The 23203-nt window shown below is 42.6% G+C and carries 17 protein-coding genes and 1 other RNA gene; 17 read left to right on the top strand and 1 reads right to left on the bottom strand.

Translation table 11 applies throughout. The features are described from left to right. The first annotated feature begins 148 nt into the window (after nt 1-148). The 14 genes from AM500_RS02965 to AM500_RS25295 all read left to right on the top strand — a co-directional run bounded on the left by AM500_RS02965 (nt 149) and on the right by AM500_RS25295 (nt 17518). Nucleotides 149-1171 carry a sugar-binding transcriptional regulator gene (locus tag AM500_RS02965; protein WP_053597869.1) on the top strand — a complete coding sequence of 341 codons (1023 nt, stop codon included), beginning with the start codon at nt 149-151 and terminating at the stop codon, nt 1169-1171. 79 nt (nt 1172-1250) lie between these two features. Further along, on the top strand, nt 1251-2258 hold the full coding sequence (gene gap, locus AM500_RS02970) for a type I glyceraldehyde-3-phosphate dehydrogenase (protein WP_053597870.1): 1008 nt from the start codon (nt 1251-1253) through the stop codon (nt 2256-2258). Nucleotides 2259-2532: 274 nt separating this feature from the next. Continuing rightward, on the top strand, nt 2533-3717 hold the full coding sequence (locus AM500_RS02975) for a phosphoglycerate kinase (protein ID WP_053597871.1): 1185 nt from the start codon (nt 2533-2535) through the stop codon (nt 3715-3717). Between the two features lie 146 nt (nt 3718-3863). Beyond that, on the top strand, nt 3864-4625 hold the full coding sequence (gene tpiA, locus AM500_RS02980) for a triose-phosphate isomerase (RefSeq protein WP_053597872.1): 762 nt from the start codon (nt 3864-3866) through the stop codon (nt 4623-4625). Continuing rightward, entirely contained in the window at nt 4618-6150 is a 1533-nt protein-coding gene (gene gpmI, locus AM500_RS02985; RefSeq protein WP_053597873.1) for a 2,3-bisphosphoglycerate-independent phosphoglycerate mutase, read from the top strand. The genes tpiA and gpmI overlap by 8 nt, the downstream gene beginning before the upstream one ends. A gap of 63 nt (nt 6151-6213) precedes the next feature. After that, a complete protein-coding gene (gene eno, locus AM500_RS02990; protein WP_053597874.1) occupies nt 6214-7509 on the top strand; it encodes a phosphopyruvate hydratase in 1296 nt (431 codons plus the stop codon). A 346-nt stretch (nt 7510-7855) separates the two neighbouring features. Then, nucleotides 7856-9232, top strand: coding sequence for an N-acetylglucosamine-specific PTS transporter subunit IIBC (gene nagE, locus AM500_RS02995; protein ID WP_053597875.1), 1377 nt, complete (start codon nt 7856-7858; stop codon nt 9230-9232). A gap of 333 nt (nt 9233-9565) precedes the next feature. Continuing rightward, nucleotides 9566-9799 carry a preprotein translocase subunit SecG gene (secG, locus tag AM500_RS03000; protein WP_043930320.1) on the top strand — a complete coding sequence of 78 codons (234 nt, stop codon included), beginning with the start codon at nt 9566-9568 and terminating at the stop codon, nt 9797-9799. A 323-nt stretch (nt 9800-10122) separates the two neighbouring features. Further along, complete coding sequence (locus AM500_RS03005) at nt 10123-10863, top strand: alpha/beta hydrolase (protein ID WP_053597876.1); 741 nt, start codon at nt 10123-10125, stop codon at nt 10861-10863. A 75-nt stretch (nt 10864-10938) separates the two neighbouring features. Next, complete coding sequence (rnr, locus tag AM500_RS03010; RefSeq protein WP_442854001.1) at nt 10939-13275, top strand: ribonuclease R; 2337 nt, start codon at nt 10939-10941, stop codon at nt 13273-13275. A 368-nt stretch (nt 13276-13643) separates the two neighbouring features. Beyond that, complete coding sequence (smpB, locus tag AM500_RS03015; RefSeq protein ID WP_053597878.1) at nt 13644-14111, top strand: SsrA-binding protein SmpB; 468 nt, start codon at nt 13644-13646, stop codon at nt 14109-14111. A 150-nt stretch (nt 14112-14261) separates the two neighbouring features. Then, nucleotides 14262-14621: a transfer-messenger RNA gene (ssrA, locus tag AM500_RS24805) on the top strand. 1420 nt (nt 14622-16041) lie between these two features. Continuing rightward, on the top strand, nt 16042-16563 hold the full coding sequence (locus AM500_RS03020; RefSeq protein WP_053597879.1) for an NYN domain-containing protein: 522 nt from the start codon (nt 16042-16044) through the stop codon (nt 16561-16563). Between the two features lie 754 nt (nt 16564-17317). Beyond that, nucleotides 17318-17518 carry a hypothetical protein gene (locus tag AM500_RS25295; protein ID WP_156319733.1) on the top strand — a complete coding sequence of 67 codons (201 nt, stop codon included), beginning with the start codon at nt 17318-17320 and terminating at the stop codon, nt 17516-17518. Nucleotides 17519-17944: 426 nt separating this feature from the next. Here the strand turns inward: AM500_RS25295 and AM500_RS03030 are convergent, their stop codons facing one another. Then, the gene (locus tag AM500_RS03030) at nt 17945-20470 is read right to left on the bottom strand and encodes a DEAD/DEAH box helicase (protein ID WP_053597881.1); all 2526 of its coding nucleotides are present in this window, start codon (nt 20468-20470) and stop codon (nt 17945-17947) included. Between the two features lie 106 nt (nt 20471-20576). On the opposite strand from AM500_RS03030, the gene AM500_RS25300 reads away from it, so the two are divergent. From AM500_RS25300 to AM500_RS03040, 3 genes are all read left to right on the top strand, one after another. Beyond that, nucleotides 20577-20732 (top strand): hypothetical protein, encoded by a 156-nt coding sequence (locus AM500_RS25300; protein ID WP_156319734.1) that lies wholly within the window; start codon nt 20577-20579, stop codon nt 20730-20732. A gap of 740 nt (nt 20733-21472) precedes the next feature. Further along, nucleotides 21473-21835: a hypothetical protein gene (locus AM500_RS03035; RefSeq protein WP_053597882.1), complete on the top strand. Its 363-nt coding sequence runs from the start codon at nt 21473-21475 to the stop codon at nt 21833-21835. A gap of 425 nt (nt 21836-22260) precedes the next feature. After that, nucleotides 22261-23148, top strand: a complete 888-nt coding sequence (locus AM500_RS03040; protein ID WP_053597883.1) for an AlbA family DNA-binding domain-containing protein — start codon at nt 22261-22263, stop codon at nt 23146-23148. Nucleotides 23149-23203: the final 55 nt, after the last annotated feature.

A 23203-nucleotide genomic window follows, 5' to 3' on the forward strand; every position in this document is an offset into this window, starting at 1 on the left:
GCTACAATGACGTTGTACAGGGGTGATTTTTTTTCGAGTAAGTGGGACATAATATGTCTAGCTGGGACAAAAAAAGTCCAGTAATACTTTTGGGAAATAACTTCCCGAAAGCGGACAATGTCACTTTTTTAAAAAAGGAGCTGCTGACATGCAATCGTTCCTCGATATTCAAAAAAGATTATTACCCGATCTTCTTGAGGTTATGCAAGAGAGATACGTCATTCTGAGATACATAGGTTATATGCAGCCAGTCGGAAGGCGGAGCCTTGCAGTAAGCCTCGGTTATACGGAACGTGTCCTGCGCGCTCAGGTGGAGTTCCTCAAGGACCAAAACCTTATTACAGCAGGGGTTGCCGGCATGTACCTAACCCAGGAAGGAAGGAACCTTCTTGAAGACCTAGAAGGCTTAATGCGTGAACTAAAGGGTATAGATGTAATGGAAATGGAGCTGAAGCATCGCCTTGGCATCCGAAATGCCATCATCGTCCCTGGGGATAGTGATACATCCCCATTGGTAAAAACCGAAATCGGGCGCGCAACAGCCCTTTGCATGAAAAAACTGCTCAATGGAAAGAATATCATCGCTGTAACAGGCGGTTCGACAATGTCGGCCGTTGCAGAAGAACTTGGCCCTGACCTGTCAAGTGAAGAAATCATGTTTGTCCCGGCAAGAGGCGGTATCGGTGAAGATGTCCAAAATCAGGCCAATACTATCACCGCCATCATGGCTGCAAAAACAAATGGCCGGCACAGAGTTTTTTATGTTCCAGACCAAGTGAGCCTTGATATTTACGAGTCATTCATTAAAGAACCAATTGTTCACGAAGTGCTTGGCTTAATCAAGTCTGCACGCATGGTTTTGCACGGGATTGGGGACGCTAAGACAATGGCTGAGCGCCGTAAAACCCAGGCGGCCGATATGGAGAAGATCCTCTCAAACAAGGCTGTGGCCGAAGCATTCGGCTACTATTTTAACGAACAGGGTGAAATCGTCCACAAAGTACTTACCATCGGTCTTCAGCTGGATGACTTGATTAATGTACCGGACGTGCTGGCAGTTGCTGGCGGAAGCTCGAAGGCAAAAGCAATCCGTTCTTACATGAAACGGGCGCCTCGCCAGACCATCCTCGTCACTGACGAAGGAGCGGCAAAGCTGATACTGCAAAATTAAGTGTGTTACTGTTAGTTAAAGGGTAAATACCCTTTGATATAAAAAATAAAGCTTCATCGAATCAAAGGAGGAAATAAACATGGCATTAAAAGTTGGTATTAATGGATTTGGACGTATCGGACGTAACGTTTTCCGTGCAGCCCTAGATAACCCAAACATTGAAATTGTTGCTGTAAACGACTTGACAGATGCAAACATGCTTGCGCACCTTTTGAAATATGACACTGTCCATGGGACATTAAAAGCAGACGTCACTGTTGACGGCTCCAACCTTGTCGTTGGCGGCAAAACTGTAAAGGTACTTGCTGAGCGCGACCCTGCTCAACTTCCATGGGGCGACCTTGGCGTTGAAGTAGTAGTAGAATCCACTGGACGTTTCACAAAGCGCGATGACGCTGCGAAACACCTTGAAGGCGGCGCGAAGAAAGTTATCATTTCTGCACCAGCTTCCAACGAAGATATCACAATCGTTATGGGCGTAAACGAAGACAAATATGATGCTGCGAACCATCATGTTATCTCCAATGCTTCTTGTACAACAAACTGCCTTGCACCATTTGCTAAGGTACTTAACGACAAGTTCGGTCTAAAGCGCGGTATGATGACAACTATTCACTCATACACAAACGACCAGCAGATCCTTGACTTGCCACATAAGGACTACCGCCGTGCACGTGCAGCTGCAGAAAACATGATCCCAACCACAACTGGTGCTGCAAAAGCGGTTGCCCTAGTTCTTCCTAAACTTAAAGGCAAACTGAACGGTATGGCTATGCGTGTGCCAACTCCAAACGTATCTGTAGTTGACCTAGTAGCTGAGTTTGAAAAAGACGTAACAGCTGAAGAAGTTAACCAGGCACTTAAAGAAGCTGCTGAAGGCCCTCTTAAAGGCATCATGGCATACACTGACCTTCCGCTAGTATCTTCTGACTACAACGGCAGCACTGTTTCTTCTACAATCGATGGCCTGTCCACTATGGTTCTAGAAGGAAACATGGTTAAAGTCCTTTCTTGGTACGATAACGAGTACGGCTACTCTAACCGCGTTGTAGACCTTTGCGAATACATCGCAGAAAAAGGCCTGTAATAAAGCCTTAACTGAGATTGGGTATCATTGGATATCTACTATCAGAACCTATATAATGACTAGTGAAGCTTCGTTCAGCCCTGCTGAACGATAGCCGAACTTATCCCGTTAATGCCGGGGAAAATAGCTTTTCAAGGGGAGCGGGGAAGAATCCCCCTCCCTTTATTTATGTAAAGGGGCGGAGCAACGCTAAGCTTTGGTTCCACCGCCTTTTTTGTGGGAGGAGCGAGGGATAGTTCCCCGCTTCCAAATACGATTGTCCAGGAGGGTATCCATGAACAAGAAGACGCTTAAAGATGTCGATGTAAAAGGGAAACGCGTATTTTGCCGTGTGGACTTCAACGTCCCGATGCAAGATGGCAAAATCACTGATGAAACAAGGATCCGTGCCGCGCTTCCGACAATTCAGCACTTAATCGAACAGGGTGCCAAGGTCATCCTGGCAAGCCACTTCGGGCGCCCGAAAGGCAAAGTCGTTGAAGAAATGCGCCTCGCACCTGTTGGCGCAAGACTTGGCGAACTATTGGGCAAGAATGTTCAGACTGCTAACGAAGCCTATGGCGACGCAGTCAAAACGCAAATTGACAGCCTGAACGAAGGCGACGTCGTCCTTTTGGAAAACGTCCGCTTCTATCCTGGTGAAGAGAAGAACGACCCTGAACTAGCTAAAGAATTCGCTGCACTAGCAGATATCTATGTTAACGACGCATTCGGTGCAGCGCACCGTGCCCATGCATCAACAGAAGGCGTTGCACACCATCTTCCAGCAGTCGCTGGCTTCCTTATGGAAAAAGAACTTGAGGTTCTCGGCAAAGCAATGTCCAATCCGGAGCGCCCATTCACAGCAATCATCGGCGGCGCAAAGGTAAAGGACAAGATTGGCGTCATCGAAAACCTGCTTGATAAAGTAGACCATCTGATTATTGGCGGCGGGCTTGCTTACACTTTTGTAAAAGCACAGGGCCACGAAGTTGGAAAATCGCTTCTTGAAGAAGATAAAATTGATCTGGCAAAATCTTTTATCGAAAAGGCAAAAGAAAAAGGTGTTTCCTTCCATATGCCAGTTGACGTAGTCATCGCTGACGGCTTTTCGCCAGATGCAAATACACAGGTAGTCGATATTGATAAAATTCCATCCGACTGGGAAGCGCTCGATATCGGACCGAAGACAGCCGAAACGTATCGTGACGTAATCAAAGGATCGAAGCTTGTTATCTGGAACGGCCCAATGGGAGTTTTCGAATTCGATAAGTTTGCAGGCGGAACAAAGGCTGTAGCCGAAGCACTTGCTGAATCCGAAGGTACATACTCGGTCATCGGCGGGGGCGACAGTGCTGCAGCAGTTGAAAAATTCGACCTTGCAGACAAAATGAGCCACATCTCAACAGGTGGCGGCGCATCACTTGAATTCATAGAAGGCAAACAGCTTCCAGGTGTCGTTGCCCTTAACGATAAATAAATTTTTGGAAAAATGGGCCTTATGCGTAAGAATGGCCCATCATCCCTACACGAAACATTCGAAACAAACTGCAACGGACAAGCTTCCGGTCAGCAGTAGCATCTGCCCCGGGGCCTGTCCGCTTAATACAGAAAGGATGTGCCAGTATGCGAAGACCGATCATAGCGGGCAACTGGAAAATGCACAAAACCTTATCAGAAGCCAAAAGCTTTGTAGAAGAAGTGAAAGGCCTTGTTCCCGATAATTCGAAGATTGACTCGGTTGTCTGTGCTCCAGCACTGTTTTTATCAACGCTGGTAACTGAAACCGAAGGATACGCAGTTGAAATTGGCGCCCAAAATATGCATTTTGAAGACAAAGGTGCGTTTACAGGTGAAATCAGCCCTGCTGCACTTGCTGATCTCGGCGTAAAATATGTTATTATCGGTCATTCCGAACGTCGTGAAATGTTCAATGAAACAGATGAATCTGTTAATAAAAAAACTCTTACCGCATTCAAGCATGGGCTAACACCGATTGTATGCTGCGGAGAAACTCTTGAACAGCGCGAGAACGGAGAAACGAATGATTTCGTTGCTGGCCAAATCGAAAAGGCACTTAATAGCCTGACTGAAGACCAGGTTAAACAAACAGTTATTGCCTATGAACCAATTTGGGCAATCGGAACAGGAAAATCATCGACAGCTGAAGATGCAAACGAAGTATGCGCCCATATCCGCAAAACCGTCGCAGAGCAATTTTCACAAGAAGCCGCAGATGCGATCCGCATTCAGTACGGCGGCAGCGTAAAGCCTGAAAATATCCGTGAATACATGGACCAGCCGGATATCGACGGCGCTCTTGTCGGCGGAGCCAGTCTGGAAGCAAATTCGTTCCTTCAGCTTTTGGAGGCAGGCAAGAATGAGTAAATCCCCTGTAGCACTGATTATTCTCGACGGCTTCGGATTCCGTGGCGAACGTTTCGGGAATGCAGTTGCACAAGCAAAGAAACCGAATTTTGAACGATACTGGAACCAGTTTCCTCATAACACCCTGACGGCAAGCGGTGAGGCAGTCGGTCTTCCGGAAGGCCAGATGGGGAATTCCGAGGTAGGACATCTGAACATCGGTGCTGGCCGGATTGTTTATCAAAGCCTTACCCGCGTGAATATTGCCATTCGCGAAGGTGAGTTTGCAAAAAACGAAACGCTGATTGGTGCGGTTCGCCATGCAAAGGAAAATGGCACAGCCCTTCATTTGTTCGGGCTATTGTCCGATGGCGGCGTCCACAGTCATATCCATCATATGTATGCACTTTTGAAGCTTGCCGCAGAGGAAGGCCTGGACAAGGTGTACATTCATGCATTCCTGGATGGCCGTGACGTTGGCCCGCAAACAGCAGGCGCATATATCGAAGAAACACTGGAAAAAATCAATGAGTATGGCGTTGGCCAAATTGCTACGATTTCCGGACGTTATTACTCAATGGACCGCGACAAGCGCTGGGAGCGTGTCGAAAAATCGTATCGGGCAATGGTATACGGCGACGGACCGTCTTATTCCGAGCCGATGCAAGTCATCGAAGACTCGTACCAGCACGGTATTTTTGACGAATTCGTGCTTCCATCCGTTATAACTGACGCGGAAGGTGAGCCGGTTGCGACGATTAAGGATAATGATGCTGTAATTTTTTACAACTTCCGTCCAGACCGCGCCATCCAGATTTCAAACACGTTTACAAATAAAGACTTCCGGGCGTTCGACCGCGGTGAAGGACATCCGAATAACCTTCACTTTGTTTGCATGACTCACTTCAGCGAATCGGTCGATGGCTATGTGGCTTTTAAGCCAAGCAACCTTGACAATACACTCGGTGAAGTGTTAGCGCAAAACAACCTGAAGCAGCTTCGTATCGCTGAAACCGAAAAATATCCGCACGTTACATTCTTTATGAGCGGCGGACGCGAGGAAAAATTCCCTGGCGAAGAGCGGATTCTCATTAACTCGCCGAAGGTTGCAACCTATGACCTGAAGCCTGAAATGAGCGCTTATGAAGTAACCGATGCACTTTTAAAAGAAATTGAAGCAGACAAGTTTGACTGCATCCTTCTCAACTTTGCCAACCCGGACATGGTCGGCCACTCCGGGATGCTCGAGCCTACTGTCAAAGCTGTTGAGACAGTTGACGAATGCCTGGGTAAAATTGTCGACCTTCTTATTGAAAAAGGCGGCACGGCAATCATCACGGCAGACCACGGTAACGCTGATGAAGTTGTTACGATTGAAGGTAACCCGATGACTGCCCATACAACCAACCCGGTACCGGTCATTGTAACCAAGGAAGGCGTCGAACTAAGGGAAGGCGGAATCCTTGGCGATCTCGCGCCAACTATTCTCGGCCTGCTAGGTGTTCAAAAGCCTGCTGAAATGACTGGGACAACACTGATAAAATAATTTTTACCGATAAACGCCAGCTCTGCTGGCAAACCAAAACTACTTTTTTAAGGAGAGATTTGCATGCCAATTATTACTGATGTATACGCGCGCGAAGTTCTTGATTCCCGCGGCAACCCAACTATCGAGGTAGAAGTACTTACTGAATCCGGCGCATTCGGCCGCGCTCTTGTTCCAAGCGGTGCTTCAACTGGTGAATACGAAGCAGTTGAACTTCGTGACGGCGACAAAGGCCGCTACCTTGGAAAAGGTGTTCAAAAAGCTGTTGATAACGTAAACGACCTGATTGCTCCTGAGCTAATCGGTGAATACAGCGTACTTGACCAAGTCAGCATTGACCAGGCTTTGATTGCTCTTGATGGGACTGAAAACAAAGGCAAGCTTGGCGCAAACGCAATCCTTGGTATATCCCTTGCAGTAGCTCATGCTGCAGCTGATTACCTGGGCATGCCGCTATACCAATACCTTGGCGGTGTAAACTCCAAACAACTTCCAGTTCCAATGATGAATATCGTCAACGGCGGTGAGCATGCTGACAACAACGTTGATATCCAGGAGTTTATGGTTATGCCTGTTGGCGCGCCAAACTTCAAGGAAGCCCTTCGCATGGGCGCTGAAATTTTCCACAGCCTGAAAGGCGTTTTGAAAGAACGAGGCCTGAACACTGCTGTAGGTGACGAAGGTGGATTCGCTCCAAACCTTGGCTCAAACGAAGAAGCATTGCAAACAATTGTTGAAGCAATTGAAAAGGCTGGGTACAAGCCAGGTGAAGAAGTTATGCTTGCAATGGATGCTGCATCTTCCGAGTTTTACAACAAAGAAGACGGCAAGTACCATCTTGCTGGCGAAGGCGTTGTAAAAACATCTGCTGAAATGGTTGACTGGTATGAAGAAATGTCTTCAAAATACCCAATCATCTCAATTGAAGATGGCCTTGATGAAAACGACTGGGAAGGCCACAAACTTCTAACTGAGCGCCTTGGCGGCAAAGTACAGCTAGTTGGTGACGACTTGTTCGTAACAAACACTAAAAAGCTTGCTGAAGGTATTGAAAAGGGTATTGCAAACTCAATCCTTATCAAAGTTAACCAAATCGGTACATTGACTGAAACTCTTGATGCAATCGAAATGGCGAAACGCGCTGGCTATACAGCTGTCATCTCCCACCGTTCAGGTGAAACAGAAGATGCAACCATCGCTGACATCGCAGTTGCAACAAACGCTGGCCAAATCAAAACCGGTGCTCCATCCCGTACAGACCGTGTGGCAAAATACAACCAGCTTCTTCGTATCGAAGACCAGCTTGGCGAAACTGCCCAGTACAACGGCCTAAAGAGCTTCTACAACTTGAAAAAATAATAGAAATTGAAGGGTGCGCATTGACGAATGCGTACCCTTTATTTTTGTTTAAAAATCTTCGGCGGACTGGTTTGTCCTGAAAAATTGAAAAACTGTCCTGTAAAGTTTGGGAAATGTCCTGTATTTTTCGGGAAATGTCATGAATATCGAAAAATCTGTCCCGTATATATAAAAAGTTGTCCTGATTAGCGACAACTACTATTCAGCGGTAACCGGCGGGAAAAAGATTTACTTCTGGACATTCTACTCGAGTGTGAATAGGTGCTAGGATTAGCTCATATAGTTGTAGTGCAACACCTTTATGCACTTATTTTTATAAAAAAATAATATGAAAGAGGTGGGTTCCATGTTGGGCTATTTGCAAAGAATCGGCCGGGCGCTCATGCTGCCGATCGCTGTTATGCCTGTTGCTGCATTACTCCTGCGTCTTGGACAGCCGGATTTGTTGGATATCGAGTTCATGGCAGCTTCCGGTGACGCTGTATTTGCAAACCTGGCACTGTTGTTTGCTATTGGCGTGGCAATCGGGATTAGCAAGGATGGTAATGGTGCTGCTGCGCTTGCTGGGGCGATTGGATATTTTGTTTTAACAAAAGGAAGCGCTACCATTAATGAGGACATCAATATGGGTGTACTTGGGGGCATTCTGTCGGGTGCAATTGCCGGCCATTTGTACAACCGCTATCATGCAATAAAACTTCCTGATTGGCTGGGCTTCTTTGGCGGAAGGCGATTTGTCCCGATTATTACTGGTTTGGTTATGCTTATCCTTGCAGGAGTATTCGGATATGTGTGGCCGCCAATTCAAAATGTACTCAATAATTTTGGCCAATGGATTGTTGACGCAGGTGCCGTAGGAGTCGGGATTTTTGGCTTCCTGAACCGGCTGCTGATTCCGTTGGGACTTCATCATGTTCTCAACTCGCTTGCATGGTTTGAATTTGGCTCATTCACGGATGCTGCAGGAAAGATAGTCAAAGGGGACTTGACTCGCTTCTTTGCAAAAGATCCTTCTGCAGGCAGCTTCATGACAGGCTTCTTCCCAGTCATGATGTTTGGACTTCCGGCTGCAGCTGCTGCGATGGTTGCGACTGCTAAAAAAGAACGACGCAAAGCAGTTGCCGGTGTTATGTTTGGTCTCGCGCTCACTTCATTCTTGACTGGCATCACCGAACCAATCGAATTCCTGTTCATGTTCTTGTCCCCGCTCCTCTACTTCACTCATGCGCTTTTAACAGGTGTGGCTATGTCTGTTACCTACCTGCTTGAAATTAAGCACGGCTTTGGATTCTCCGCTGGTGCGTTCGATTATTTCCTGAACTATGGGATCGCAACAAAACCGCTGCTCCTCGCGGGAATAGGCTTAATCTATGCCGTCGTCTACTTCCTTGTATTCTCTTTCTTGATTAAAAAACTTGATCTGAAAACACCTGGCCGAGAAGAAGAAGTTGAAGGTGAATTTGATGACAGCTTTAATGCTGGCGGTGATTACCACGCTGCAGCAGTTCAGTATGTCAATGCACTTGGTGGTAAGGACAATCTCGTTCATATTGATAACTGTGTAACCAGGCTCCGCTTAACGGTGAAAGATATGGACGCATTAGACGAAAAGAGGCTAAAGCTTCTCGGTGCCAAGGGTGTGGTGAAGGTAAGTTCAAAGGATGTTCAGGTGGTAGTTGGTACCGATGTTCAGTTCCTGGCAGATGAACTTAAAAAACTCTAAGTAAAATGTGGGTGCCCGATGACGGTTTCGTCGGGCATTTTTGTTATTCAAGGCATATTAAGGCGAGAATAGTAGTGCGGAACTTTAGGATGGGAGTAGGGGTACATAAATCTTGTAGAGTGTTACATAAAACTAAAAAAGTGTTATATAAAACCTAAAAGTGTTGCGTAAATCAAGAAAAGTATTACATAAAATGCGGATGGTGTTCCATCGCCCTAGAAAGCGGCACGTATACAATTATAGCGGGTGACGCAAATCCCGCTATTGTCGAAACAGGGTTTTTATGGTACATTAATAATACTGTGAACGAACGTCTAACAGGAGGTGGCCTTCATGCATGCATTACTAGTAACGCTCTTAGTGATCGTATCAATCGGACTTATCGTCGTCGTATTATTACAATCAGGCCGTAGCGCAGGACTTTCCGGCGCGATATCAGGCGGAGCAGAACAACTTTTTGGCAAGCAAAAAGCCCGTGGCATCGATTTAGTCCTTCATCGGATTACTGTCGTCCTGTCCGTGCTGTTCTTTATCCTGACTATCGCCGTAACTTATGTAAAGCTTTAATACCGTAAAATGAGCCCGGCCTCGTGCCGGGCTTTATTTTTTTATATTGAATCTGTTCGCGGAACCGCCTAATTGGGTTAGTGGATTAATCTTCTAGTGCGGAGCCACGATTAATCCAGCAAAAGAGGTTTAGTGGATTAATCTCTCATTGCAAACCTGCGATTAATCCTCAAAATGGTTTAACTGATTGCACTCCAGTGAATAAGGTAGTCGAAGTCGGTTACAAGGAACAAGACCTCTTCCCGTAAAAGGCGTTTTTCTGGAATGTCGATGCTTGCTTTGCTTAAACTAAAGGAAACGACGAGAATAAGGAGAATATATAAATGAAGATTCAATCGCCAAAACCATTTACATTCGAAGCGGGGCCGCGTGCTGTGCTGCTGCTGCACGGTTTCACAGGCAATTCGGCCGATGTGCGGATGCTTGGCCGTTACTTGCATGATAAGGGCTATACTTGCCATGCTCCGATTTATAGAGGACATGGAGGTTCTGCCGAAGAACTGATCGAGTACGGGCCAGAGGACTGGTGGCAGGATGTGCAGGATGCTTACCAGTTTTTAAAAAATAAGGGCTATGAGGAGATTGCAGTCGCCGGCCTTTCCCTCGGTGGGGTATTTTCGCTGAAGCTTGGTTACACTGTTCCTGTAAAGGGTATTGTTCCGATGTGTGCCCCTATGGATTTTAAGAGCGGGGAAATTATACATAATGGGGTGCTTTACTATGCCCGGGAGTTCAAGCAGCGTGAAAAAAAGACGGAATATGAAATCGAGACTGAACTGGCTGCATTTGATCCGAAGCCGCTCTTGAAGGAACTGAATGGCATGATTCACGATGTAAGGGACCACGTTGATTTAATTTATGCACCGCTTTTCGTTGTCCAGGCGCGCCATGATGGGATGATAAACACGGACAGTGCCAATATTATTTACAGCCAGGCTGAGTCAGTCGACAAGAAACTGAAGTGGTATGAGGAGTCAGGGCATACGATTACATTCGGCCCGGAAAAAGACCAGCTCCATGAGGATGTTTTTGCGTTTTTGGAAGGCTTAGATTGGAAAGAATAAAAGGAAACACCCTGTAAGGGAGGGATCAGCTTGGAAGATAATATTCAAGCGCATATAGACAAGCTTTTGCAATATATGAGGGATGAGGCGTATAAGCCTTTAACAGTCCAAGAGCTGGAAGAGGCTTTTGGAATTCAGGACTCAGGTGATTTCAAGGAATTTGTGAAGGCTCTTGTCCAAATGGAAGAAAAAGGGCTGGTGGTGCGGACTCGTTCGAACCGCTATGGCCTGCCGCAAAAAATGAACCTGATTCGCGGCAAAGTAGCTGGGCATGCAAAGGGATTTGCATTCGTAATGCCTGAGGAGCAGGGTATGGATGATATTTTCATCCCTCCGAATGAAACGAATAATGCGATGCATGGTGATACCGTGCTAGTGCGTGTTTCCGCGGAATCATCAGGTGATCGCCGTGAGGGTACGATTGTCCGCATTCTTGAGCGCGGCATTACCCAAATGGTCGGTACGTATGTGGAAAGCAAGAGTTTTGGATTTGTGATTCCAGATGAGAAAAAGTTCGCCGGTGACATTTTTATACCAAAATCCGCAAATGGCGGTGCAGTTGAAGGCCATAAGGTTGTTGTGAAAATTGTTGCCTATCCGGAAGGGCGGACGAGTGCCGAGGGTGAGGTTATTCAAATTCTCGGCCACAAGAACGACCCTGGTGTCGATATCCTGTCCGTTATCCACAAGCATGGACTTCCTCTGGCATTTCCTGAAGAAGTACTTGACCAGGCAAATGCTGTACCTGGAGAAATTGACGAGAATGATATCGGTAACCGCCGTGATTTACGCGACCAGGTAATTGTTACAATCGACGGTGCTGATGCGAAGGACCTTGACGACGCTGTTACGGTAACGAAGCTTGAGAATGGGAATTACAAGCTTGGCGTTCATATCGCGGATGTCACTCATTATGTGACCGAGAATTCACCAATTGACCGGGAAGCGGAGGAGCGCGGTACGAGTGTGTATTTAGTGGACCGTGTTATCCCGATGATTCCCCACCGATTATCAAACGGGATTTGCTCGCTGAATCCTAAGGTAAACCGGTTCACACTTTCCTGTGAGATGGAGTTGGATTCAACTGGGAAGGTTGTCGCGCATGAGATTTTTGAAAGTGTCATTAAGACGACCGAGCGGATGACCTATTCTGATGTAAATAAGATTCTCGTTGATAAGGACGAGGAAACTAGGCAGCGCTATGAGGCGATTGTGCCAATGTTCGAGCTGATGGAGGAGCTGGCAGCTGTTCTTCGTAAAAAAAGGATGGACCGAGGCGCGATTGATTTTGATTTTAAAGAATCGAAAGTCCTTGTTGAAGAAGATGGCAAGCCTATTGATGTTGTATTGCGTGAGCGCTCTGTTGCTGAGAAGTTAATCGAAGAGTTCATGCTTGCTGCCAATGAAACAGTTGCTGAGCATTTCCATTGGATGGAAGTGCCGTTCATTTATCGTATCCACGAAGATCCGAAAGAAGACAAGCTCCGCCGGTTCTTTGAATTTATTACAAACTTCGGCTATATCGTAAAAGGGACTGCCAATGATATCCACCCGCGTGCGCTGCAGGAAATTATTGAAGCGGTACAAGGCAAGCCTGAGGAAATGGTTGTCTCGACTGTTATGCTGCGCTCGATGCAGCAGGCGAAATATTCGCCGGACAGCCTTGGCCACTTTGGGCTTTCAGCTGAATTTTATACACACTTCACCTCACCAATCCGCCGTTATCCTGATTTGATAGTCCATCGCATGATTCGGACGTACTTGATTCAGGGCAAGCTGGACCAGTCAACCCGCGAAAAGTGGGATGCGAGGCTGCCGGATATTGCCGAGCATACCTCGAAAATGGAGCGTCGTGCCGTTGACGCCGAGCGTGAAACGGATGAGCTGAAGAAAGCCGAGTATATGATGGACAAAATTGGCGAGGAGTACGACGGCATGATTTCGTCCGTTACGAATTTCGGGATGTTCGTCGAGCTGGAGAATACGATTGAGGGACTTGTCCACGTCAGCTATATGACCGATGACTACTATCGCTTCGATGACCGCCATTTTGCGATGATCGGGGAGCGGACAGGTAATGTATTCCGTATCGGTGATGAAATCACTGTGCGGGTTATCAATGTCAATAAAGACGAGCGTTCGATAGACTTTGAAATTGTCGGTATGAAGGGAACGAGACGTGAACGTCCGAGCGGCGAAAAGCGTATCTTCAATACCGGAAGTACCGAGAAGAAACCTCGCCGGGGTAAAGAAGGCGGCGGAACAGGTGATGGACGCACCAGCCGCGGTGTCTCAAAAAGCATTGGCCGAGAAGACAGTAACGGCGATAAGCCAAAGAACAAAAGAAAACGTAAATTTTACGAAAACGTACCAAAAAATAAGAGTACAAAGCGAAAGAACAAAAAACGTTAATTTCTGGAGCTTGTCTTGTGGGCCTTCAGGATAACGTTGGGTAGGAGGGCCTCGCTGGGCGGGGCCTTTATCATTTAGTTGAGTGGCTTTTCGTTCACTAAGGAGAACGGAAATTGAGTTTATCGGTCAAATCCAGGATTTATCGGTCTAAAAAAATTTATATCGGTCTAGGAAAATTTTTGTCGGTCTAATCCCGATTTTACCGGTCCGATTTGGGATAATTATGTAAATCCTGTTCCGTAGCCGGCTTACTTTGGCTGGGATAACCTACAAACTCAAATCAACATTGGCCATTCATTGTAGGAGACCGGGAATTTTGTTAAAATAAAGGAACTCGATTATACAGAGAAAGATAGGGGGGAGTTAGTATGCCTAAAGGTGTGGGTAAAACAGTCGCGCAAAATAAAAAAGCCTATCATGATTATTCTATAGAAGAAACCTATGAAGCCGGAATCGTTCTGCAGGGAACAGAGATCAAGTCAATCCGTGCCGGCAAGGTCCAGTTGAAGGATTCATATGCACGAATTCATAACGGTGAAATGTACCTATACAGTATGCATATTTCACCATATGAGCAGGGCAATATTCATAACCATGATCCGCTCAGAACCAGGAAGCTTCTTTTACACAGAAGGGAAATCAACAAGCTGATTGGTGAATCCAAGGAATCGGGTTATGCTATTGTTCCGTTAAAAATGTACCTCAAAAATGGCTTTGCCAAAGTACTGATAGGTCTTGCAAAAGGTAAGAAGAAGTACGATAAGCGTGAAGACCTGAAACAGAAGGATGCTAATCGCGATATCCAGCGCGCATTGAGGGAAAAGCAGAAATACTAGGTTATAGCCACCCAAAACAAGTCTTACCAATTGAAAAAACAGCATAATGTGGTATAATAAATAGTGTCACAGGGATACTGTGGCGAAACCATCAAGCTCACTGCTTGAGATTTCCGACGTCTGGCAGGTAACTGCCGCACATTTTATAATGGGGACGCTACGGATTCGACAGGGGTAGTTCGAGCTTGGGTGGCGAGTCGAGGGGATCGGCCTCGTAAAAACGTCAACGCCTATAACTGGCAACTCTAAACAAAACCTAGCTTTCGCAGCTTAATAACTGCATAGCTGTTCGCCCCTCCATCGCCCATGTGGTAGGGTAGCGGACTCACTCTTAGTGGGCTACGCCGGATTCCACCTCCTGAGGAAGAAGGAAGAGAACAACCAGGATAGCTGACCGGACGCCTGTCGATAGGCAGATGGATCAGCGAAACGCGAATATGTCGACTACACTCGTAGAAGCCTAAGTGCCGATATTCTTGGACGTGGGTTCGATTCCCACCGTCTCCACCATACATATGTTTGGTGGATTTTTTCTTTTATCGGGCAGAAAATTTGATTAAATCAGTGATTTTAGGTCTCACTAGTGATAAGGCAATCCCGAGCATTATGTTGTGGGCAATTCAACAGCTGTCTATCGACTTATAGACTGCCCATGCTACAGTAATAGGGTGCGGGATCTACCGGGGAGTCCGGGTAAAACTACATTCCGCATAATACGCCAGACGGCCTTCCCGGTGAAGGTCGAAGATATAGTCAGTGCCATGTCGAAAGCATGGAAGAGCACGTCCCACCGTCTCCACCAATACATAATTGGTGGTTTTTTTCTTTTTTATTACTTAAACCATAAAAATGTAAGAATGACAGCTTTATGCTTTAAATGAAAAGTGACAATATTATGCTTTAGATTAACCCGGGAGTTATAATGTAATGTCTATGACTAAATGTATAACCTTTCCGGTGAAGTGACTTATGAATTATAACTTATCCGAAGTACTAACTATGATTGTATACGATAAATGGTTTTCCACGAAATCTGGCTAAGTCAGTTACAGTGGAGTTAGTTTATAAGATGTTGTTGTTTGTGTGTAGGTTGATAAAAAAGTTGGGAACCAGAACAAGCTGCGGAAGCAAAACGGCCGAGCGGGGAGGCTCGAGGAAAAGGCATTGGTGGAGCTACTCATCTCGAGTTTGGGACAACAGTTAAAAATCTAACCAATATCCGTTCTAAGTTATTTTGGATTGAATTTGTAGATTTTATTCGTCTCAAAATCATTGCAACTTCTTTTGAAATTTGGGCAACTTATGAGTATACATTTGCGATATAACTGAATATCTTAAAGTAAATAGGTAAAAATGTAAATAAAAATAATTGTAAATCTAAGGATTTAAATGTATAATTTAATTGAAATCAGGGTATTTGGTTCTGTAAAGGATCAAACACTAGAACTCCTGGTTCTGCAAAGGACCAGACACTAGAACTCCTGGTTCTGCAAAGGACCAGACACTAGAACTCCTGGTTCTGCAAAGGACCAGACACTAGAACTCCTGGTTCTGCAAAGGACCAGACACTAGAACTCCTGGTTCTGCAAAGGACCAGACACTAGAACTCCTGGTTCTGCAAAGGACCAGACACTAGAACCCCTGGTTCTGCAAAAGGGCCAGACACTAGAACCCCTGGTTCTGCAAAGGGCCAGACACTAGAACCCCTGGTTCTGCAAAGGGCCAGACACTAGAACCCCCTGGTTCTGCAAAGGACCAGACACTAGAACCCCTGGTTCTGCAAAGGACCAGACACTAGAACCCCTGGTTCTGCAAAGGACCAGACACTAGAACTCCTGGTTCTGCAAAGGACCAGACACTAGAACCATGTCATTGAAGATTAGATCAAAAAAAGCTCTGCAAACGCAGGGTTTTTATTTTGGGGGAAAAGATGGAGACAAAGGAACGTATAGCTATATTTATTGATGCAAATAACTTTAGACAGAAAATGAATGAAGAGTATGGAAAATGTGCAGTAGATGTAGTTAAGCTCGTTAAACTTTTACTTAATGGAAGAGAATCAACCAAGATTTTTTATTACATAAATAAATTTAAATTAAACAAAGATGATATTGCAAGGCAGGAGAAATTTTTTAAAGCAATTCAACGTAAGGTACCTGGGCTGATAGTAAAAGCGTTTGAGATGCAAAAACGAAGAGATGGCGAAGGTTATCAAGAAAAAGGTGTTGACAATGCAATAACACTTGACATGGCTTTAGAAGTCTCCTCGTATGATACTGCGATATTAGTAACTGAGGATTCTGATTATGTTGGAACTGTCCAAAGATTAATTGGTCTTGGTAAAAAAGTTGAATTAGCTATCCCTGAGTTTGGGAAAGGACATCATCTTCGTCAGTGTTGTACGAGTGTAAGATTGCTAACTAAAGATGAATTAAATAATATTTTAATGTAAACTTTTTTCTTTTATAGACGTGGTTATTTCACGTCTTTTTCTTTTTATTATATTACTGGATCTTAATGACGCTTGTTTTTGTTAAAGTTTAAATAGCGACAAGCCGACATTAACATACTGTCCAAATTTTCTATGTGTAATAGTGGTAAAGAGAAAAACAAAAACTTTAAGTAGCCAACTTTTTATCACTTCCTAAAATGTATGGTATCCAAGTTAATTTTATGGTGAATGTTGTTACAAAACGTAAGGACGCTAACCTTTCCCTTATTTAGTTCCCGACTTCTTATCATCCTAAAGTTGTGCGGCCTTTATTATATAAAAACAACAACAGTAATCATCTATATTAAGTGACCGACCATTTGTCATACATGAAAAAGGGTCAGTGACCGACATTAAATTTATTTCCATATTATTGTAGCGTAAGAATGGGGGTTTGATGCGAATTAGTGACCGACTTATTTGTCACCTTACAAATAATGTGGAGAGATAAAAAGTGGGGTACTGGATTCCGACATATTTGTCACTTTTCACCTCCTTGGGCTGGCGGGTTCCCATCATCCTCTGAAAATTTTGGGAAGCTTTCATACCCGAAATGGGGAATCCTGAAGGCGTTTTGGCGAAAAGAGGAAGGGTGTGGACAATGCTCATCTTCCCTTTTTCATTGTCCACACCAGGCAGCACGTTTTCGTTTTGCAGGCTTCCTGCTACATGATACGATAAAGAAAGTACAAAATTTTACAAAAGGAGAGATTCAATGCTGGAATGTGCGTATTGCAATAGAAATGACCTGTTGCACGACGAAGGTGATACTGTCTATTGTTCGAACTGTGCGAGAAGAACCTTCAAAGCGACGGGCGAATTGTACCTTGTCAAATGCCCGTATTGCAAGAAGAAGACAACTGGAAAAGCGGCTACATGCAGGGAGTGCGGCGAATGGATCGCAGACAGGGTATAAGCGGCTTTGTAAACACAAAAGATTTGTGAGGGGCGACGCTCCCTGTGGGGTGCAGGGGAGCCGCCCGAACCCTGTTCACTTTAAAGAGACGACTTATAGTGTAAAAAATATTAACATTTCAGTACCCGACTTTTTTATCACTCTACATTGTGATTAGGAAAAACAATTGAGCTTAATAACACTAACAATTGAGACTTGCTATGAATATAACTGCTTTTTGAGAAACACAGTGTATTACAAAATTGTCTAATTACAAATTAGTCATGACATAGACAACTCAGTCATGATTTGACAACTTAATCATAATGCTTAAAACGGACACGTATTCAAAAAGGTTTATATGAAATTAAGTATAGGCTCTAAATTAAATGAGCTGGTTAGTTATACACTAACCAGCTTTTTGGTTTCCAAAATTCACAAAGTATTCTAGTGTATTCGCGGTTCTTCAGAGTAAAGGTCTGAAGTTAAATCTTTAGTTGTTATTTTATAAAGTGTTAGTAATTCTTGAACCCTTTTTTCGGATAGATCATTTAAATCAAGCCCTTTAAACTCCTTATAAAACTTCCTCACATTAGAAGTTAAAGTAGCTAGTTTATTTTCTCTCATTATTTGTACAGATTTGTTAAAACCTGCTGCCCGTGAAATATTCTTGGTAGAAATAATCATAATATTTTTTACTGGCAAGTCGCCATATACTTTTTCAAACCAAGCGCATGCATTATTCATTTGTCCTGTTTCGTCTTTATTAATTTCTTTTCTTGAAACATCCACATTGTTTTTACATTCAACTAGGAGATAATTATTGTCTCCAATCTTCCATAAGTTATCAGGCCCCTCTTTCCATTCCTTATCTGGTCTTTGACTAGGGAATCCTAAAATTTTTGCTAATTCATCAAAAGCTTGCTCAAAACGATCTGCATTAACACCAAATTTTAATTTACTTAAAATATCGTCCAATTCTAGATACATATCATCAAAATTATCAAAAGAATGAATCCAGTTCATTATATTTTCTATTCTTTTCAAACTAAGAGCCGTAACTTTTTGGATTTCCATTCCTTCTTTAGGTTTAAAAAGATATCTATTTTTTCTATGAGCAATTATTTGATATTTGTTCGACTCTACTTTTGATGAAGGGTATATTAACCTGGCCATTTCTTGTAAATACCAGCCTCTTTCCTCATCAGTTTTAGCATGCTTATCAATTAGCTTTTGGATTATTTGAACAGCTCCTGGAAAATCTCCTGTTAAATACTTTTCTCCTGCTTCTTTTTCTAAAGTTAAAATATCTAACATTTTTGACGAACTTTTCTCAGCATTCAATTCATCCATATTTTCATTATAAAATTCTTTCCAGCCTTCATCTCGTCGTAAAGACTGTGCTAGCAATCCCAAAAAAGCCTTCCGTGGTTTGATACCACCTTTTATTTCTTCTTTTGCGAATTCTGCTATTTCAAGTCCAATTTCTATCTGTGTTCGAGTTTGCGCTGAAAAATGTTCCCTTGATTTTTTGCTTCGTAGAGCTCGAACCAACTCGGTTCCAGTTATAATTATTGCACAATAGTCTTTTTCGCCCCTGACAGCTCGTCCAAGACCTTGTTCAATAGTCTGTGCAAGTCTGACTGAAATAACTTCACTATCTCCTCGACATTCTTCCATATATCTGTCTTGCAAAGATTCAAAATAGGGATTTGAATCAAATACCAAAACTCGACAAGAATTATCTGGGAGATCAATACCATCATACCTGTTTACGATAACCAGGGATTTTAAATAATCCTTGTCTTTTAGCTTTTCTATTTCCTCTACAATCGTATCTTTTTTTGCAATTGTAGCACCATACTTCTCCCAATCTTTGGTTGAATTAAAGCTTGGTACTAATGCGACCGTACCAAAGTTTCTATCTCCTGTTTTATTGGGTCTTGCGAATATACTAACTACTTCACTTCTATCTAGAGATGGGTCAATTAATGAAGGTATTAAAATCATTTTCTCACCAGACCAACCCTCATCTTCTAAGTAAAGAGGCTTAAGTATAGCATCAGGAGACAATCCTAATCCTTTAATAAAAAAAGAGTCGTCAGTGATGGTAGCGGACATAAAAACTCTATGTGTAGCTTTATGGTATGTCCCAAACATATATAATGGATTTATATAAGGTACAATTTCAAGGCTTTTACCTGATATAAAACATTGGCAATCTTTTATCATATCTTTGATTATAGGCCATGTAAATCGAATTTCTTTTTTGTCGCTGTATTTCGATAAAATATCAGAAACCTCTTTATGTAAGTCATTCCAAGCCCAATATGGTACACAAGCTAGTGCGTCATAACTTTTTCGTGTAATGTCTGAATAAGTTCCTGCACCCTGGTTTTGTAATTCTTGAGAGAAGAGAGCAAAAATTTCTTGATATGCATTAGTTTCTTGTTTCAGTTCTATTTTAAAAGCATTTTTAATGACTTCGATACACGCATGCGCATCATCCATCAATATTGTAGAAACAGGGAGTGATCTGGGCCCAAGACCAAATTTACTTTCTCCATTGAATAACTTTTGAATTGAAGTAATTAGAATACTTTTTCCATCAATAAATTCGTCCGGAAGTTCGTTATCAATAACACAATAATTTATGCCAAAACTTTCTGCTTGTTTACATGTTTGTTCTATCAAGTAATTATTATGACAAAGATAAAGAGCAGGGCCTTTGTCTTGATTTAATTTTGATTGTAGTATTAGCAAGCCTGTTAAGGTTTTCCCCTGCCCAGTATGTAATTTTAAAATTACATCTTTTTTTTCTTGAAACTCATTAAACCATCTTTCAAGAATTTTTTCCTGTACGGGCCTCAAAGGTCCCTTGTCGCTTGATCTGTCCAGGGTGGAGTAAATCTCCTTTGGAAAAATCTTTTTTTCGCTCTTTTTTTTGGTCAGCCGTTTTTTAAAATCAACCATTTGAACCCCTCCTCCCCTAAATTATACCATTAGCATAAATTTAAAAGTCATATAATATCAAATTTTGCAATAATTTGTTAAACAGATATTGGGAAAGTCCAGAAGGATGAAGGTATCTTTTGTTGGATTCCTTATTGGAACTCCCATGAAAATAAAAACTGAAAAAGGGCATACAAAAATAAACCCAGAAAAACCAGTTTCAAAAAAAGCTGAGCCTCTAGAAGGATTGAATATTGGGTTGGCTGGTAAATCGAATTATTAATCCCTTTCTACTTATGATTAAGTATTCTATTATATTTTTCGTATGCAAAATACCAATGTGGCTTATTGTTTTTAATTAGAACCTATTGCTTTGGCCCATTTATCGATGATATATGCGTAGTCTTAGTCGAAGGTAAAAGTTTATCAATTTCTTTCACCTAGTTGAATTGCTTGAAAAAGATAATATGAAGAAATACGATTATCTGGTCCAGCCTCCTGGGGTACCACATATGGGTAAGATAAAGATGTTTATGGATAAAACCTGGGCACTCCTTAAAGAAAAGCAAAAACAATATGACTAGCCTTTTTAAGCTAAAATGGGTGTCTTTTATTTTTGTGAGCGGGAAAAGGAAAAATCCAAACGAAAAACCACCCGAAATCGCTCTCGCAAAAAGCAGGGGTGGTTCTAGTAAACACTAATTGTTTTCAATGCAACCCTTCGCTCGGAGCGATTGTTGCCTGACGATGTGTTCCCGCACGTCGCCTTTTTTCTAATCAGTATTATAGCATGATAGCCAAATATTGTGAATTCAGTTTTGCCTCAAATTCTTTGGTCACTTGGGGGCTATCGACCGAGTCAGCTTACCATATCCGGCTTCTCTGTATCAAGGACTTCTTCGCTTGCTTGATCACTTAAATACCGTCGAAATGTTGGACACACAGATGTACTAATTTATAACGAAGTTGAACATGTGACCATGCTATAATACTCCTGACTGCACATAAGTTAGGGGGGTAAGTATGTTTCACACAGTTAATGGAGTCCAAATACGGGAACATGATGAAACTTTGATGAAACCTAACACCTTAGAGAAACGCTTTGAAATTGAGTATCTCGACAACGTGTATCTACATAAACTGATTTGTATTGACTTGATTAACTTAAATGTAAAAAAACCAAGACGATTTATAAATAAAAGCCTTGGGCGAAAATGGCTGTATGTTATTAAGGACCATGATTTCGATGAAAACAGGGAAAAGTACGGTGTACTGTGCCGGATGATTCATGAAAAAATTGGAGACTATTTGCGTGATGAGTATGGATTTGAACCAACCGGCTTATTTTTAATTGACAGCATGGAACGGGTTTATGTCCAAATTTAATAAATAAAGTTGACCAAGTGGTGATTCAGGGGATTTTGCTGTACAGGATTGAATTGGAAAGTTTGAAAAATCCGGTTAATCAACTCATTCCACTGTTAATTAAACCTTTGATTAAAAATTTAGGCTGGGTCCAATAGTGATCCAGTCTTTTTGTTTTGTTCAATCCCTTGTTCAATAAGGTTTCTGATTGCCTTGAATCTTTTCCAGTTCTTTTTTATTGTAGTGACTCGGAAGGCTTTGCTTTTTCTGTGGCGGCTCTAACCATTTGGATTAAAAGTAGTTCAATTTGTTAATCGGAATTCAGTTCTTTACAAAAAAACAGTGTATTTATAACGGTAAATAGAAGGTGTTTGAAAGGGGTATGACCCTTTTGGTCAAGTATTTTATTTAAAGTGGTAAAATGAAAATAATAGAGGAGGTAGAATATGGATAAAACGTTACTCGGACAATTACTTGATCAAACTGAGAGTGAACATTTAGATTTTAAAAAAGGGTTATATGTAAGAGCAAATTACGATAGTTTATTAAAAGATGTAATTGCTATGGCGAATGCTAAGATTATTGGATCTCGCTACATTATATTTGGTGTGAAAGAATCAGCTCAACAAGAAAAAGAGCTTTTTAATATTACAGAGCCAATTGATGCAGCTACCTACCAAGAGTTAATTTTCGAAAACATTGAGCCTCAGCTAGACTGTCAGTTACATTACCTTACATATAAAAATCATTTATTAGCTATACTTGAAATTAGAGACCCAAAATGCCAACCATACTTACTTAAAAAAGATTATAATAAATTACATAAAGGCTTTTGTTATATTCGACGAGGAAGTAAAAATGATTTTGCTACGAGATCTGATTTCGATTATTTCTATAAGCAAGGGCAATTTGAAATTCATATTCTGGATGGTTATTTGCGAGCTGTTGATGCAGAGAGTGGATGTGCATCCCTAGAATGTTCTTTTAGAAACTGTACTGATTTCCCAATTACCATTTATAAGGGGTTTTTAGAAGTGTGGGACTCACATCAGTTGCGTACTCAACACCGTCTCTTTGGACATGCACGCCATATACCAGGTGCAGACTATCGGTTGGAGATTCCCCCAAAGGCTGAAATAACTATGGATTTTAGATTTGGCTTTGAATCGAGTGATTGTCTTCGTTTAGAAATGGATGAATACGGTCATTCTGATTTAGATTTGAATTTTAAATTATACTTGCTTGATACATTAGGAAATGAATATGTTGGTAAGGCACAGGATTGTCTTGTTTTTGCTAAAGGAAAATTTTTATGGAAAGTAAAAAATAAATAAATCGTAGTCGCCTTAACTTAAAAGGAGTGTAAAGAAAAAGAGCAGGTCCACTATA

The sequence above is a fragment of the Bacillus sp. FJAT-18017 genome (genome assembly GCF_001278805.1).
Lineage (GTDB): Bacteria > Bacillota > Bacilli > Bacillales > Cytobacillaceae > Bacillus_D.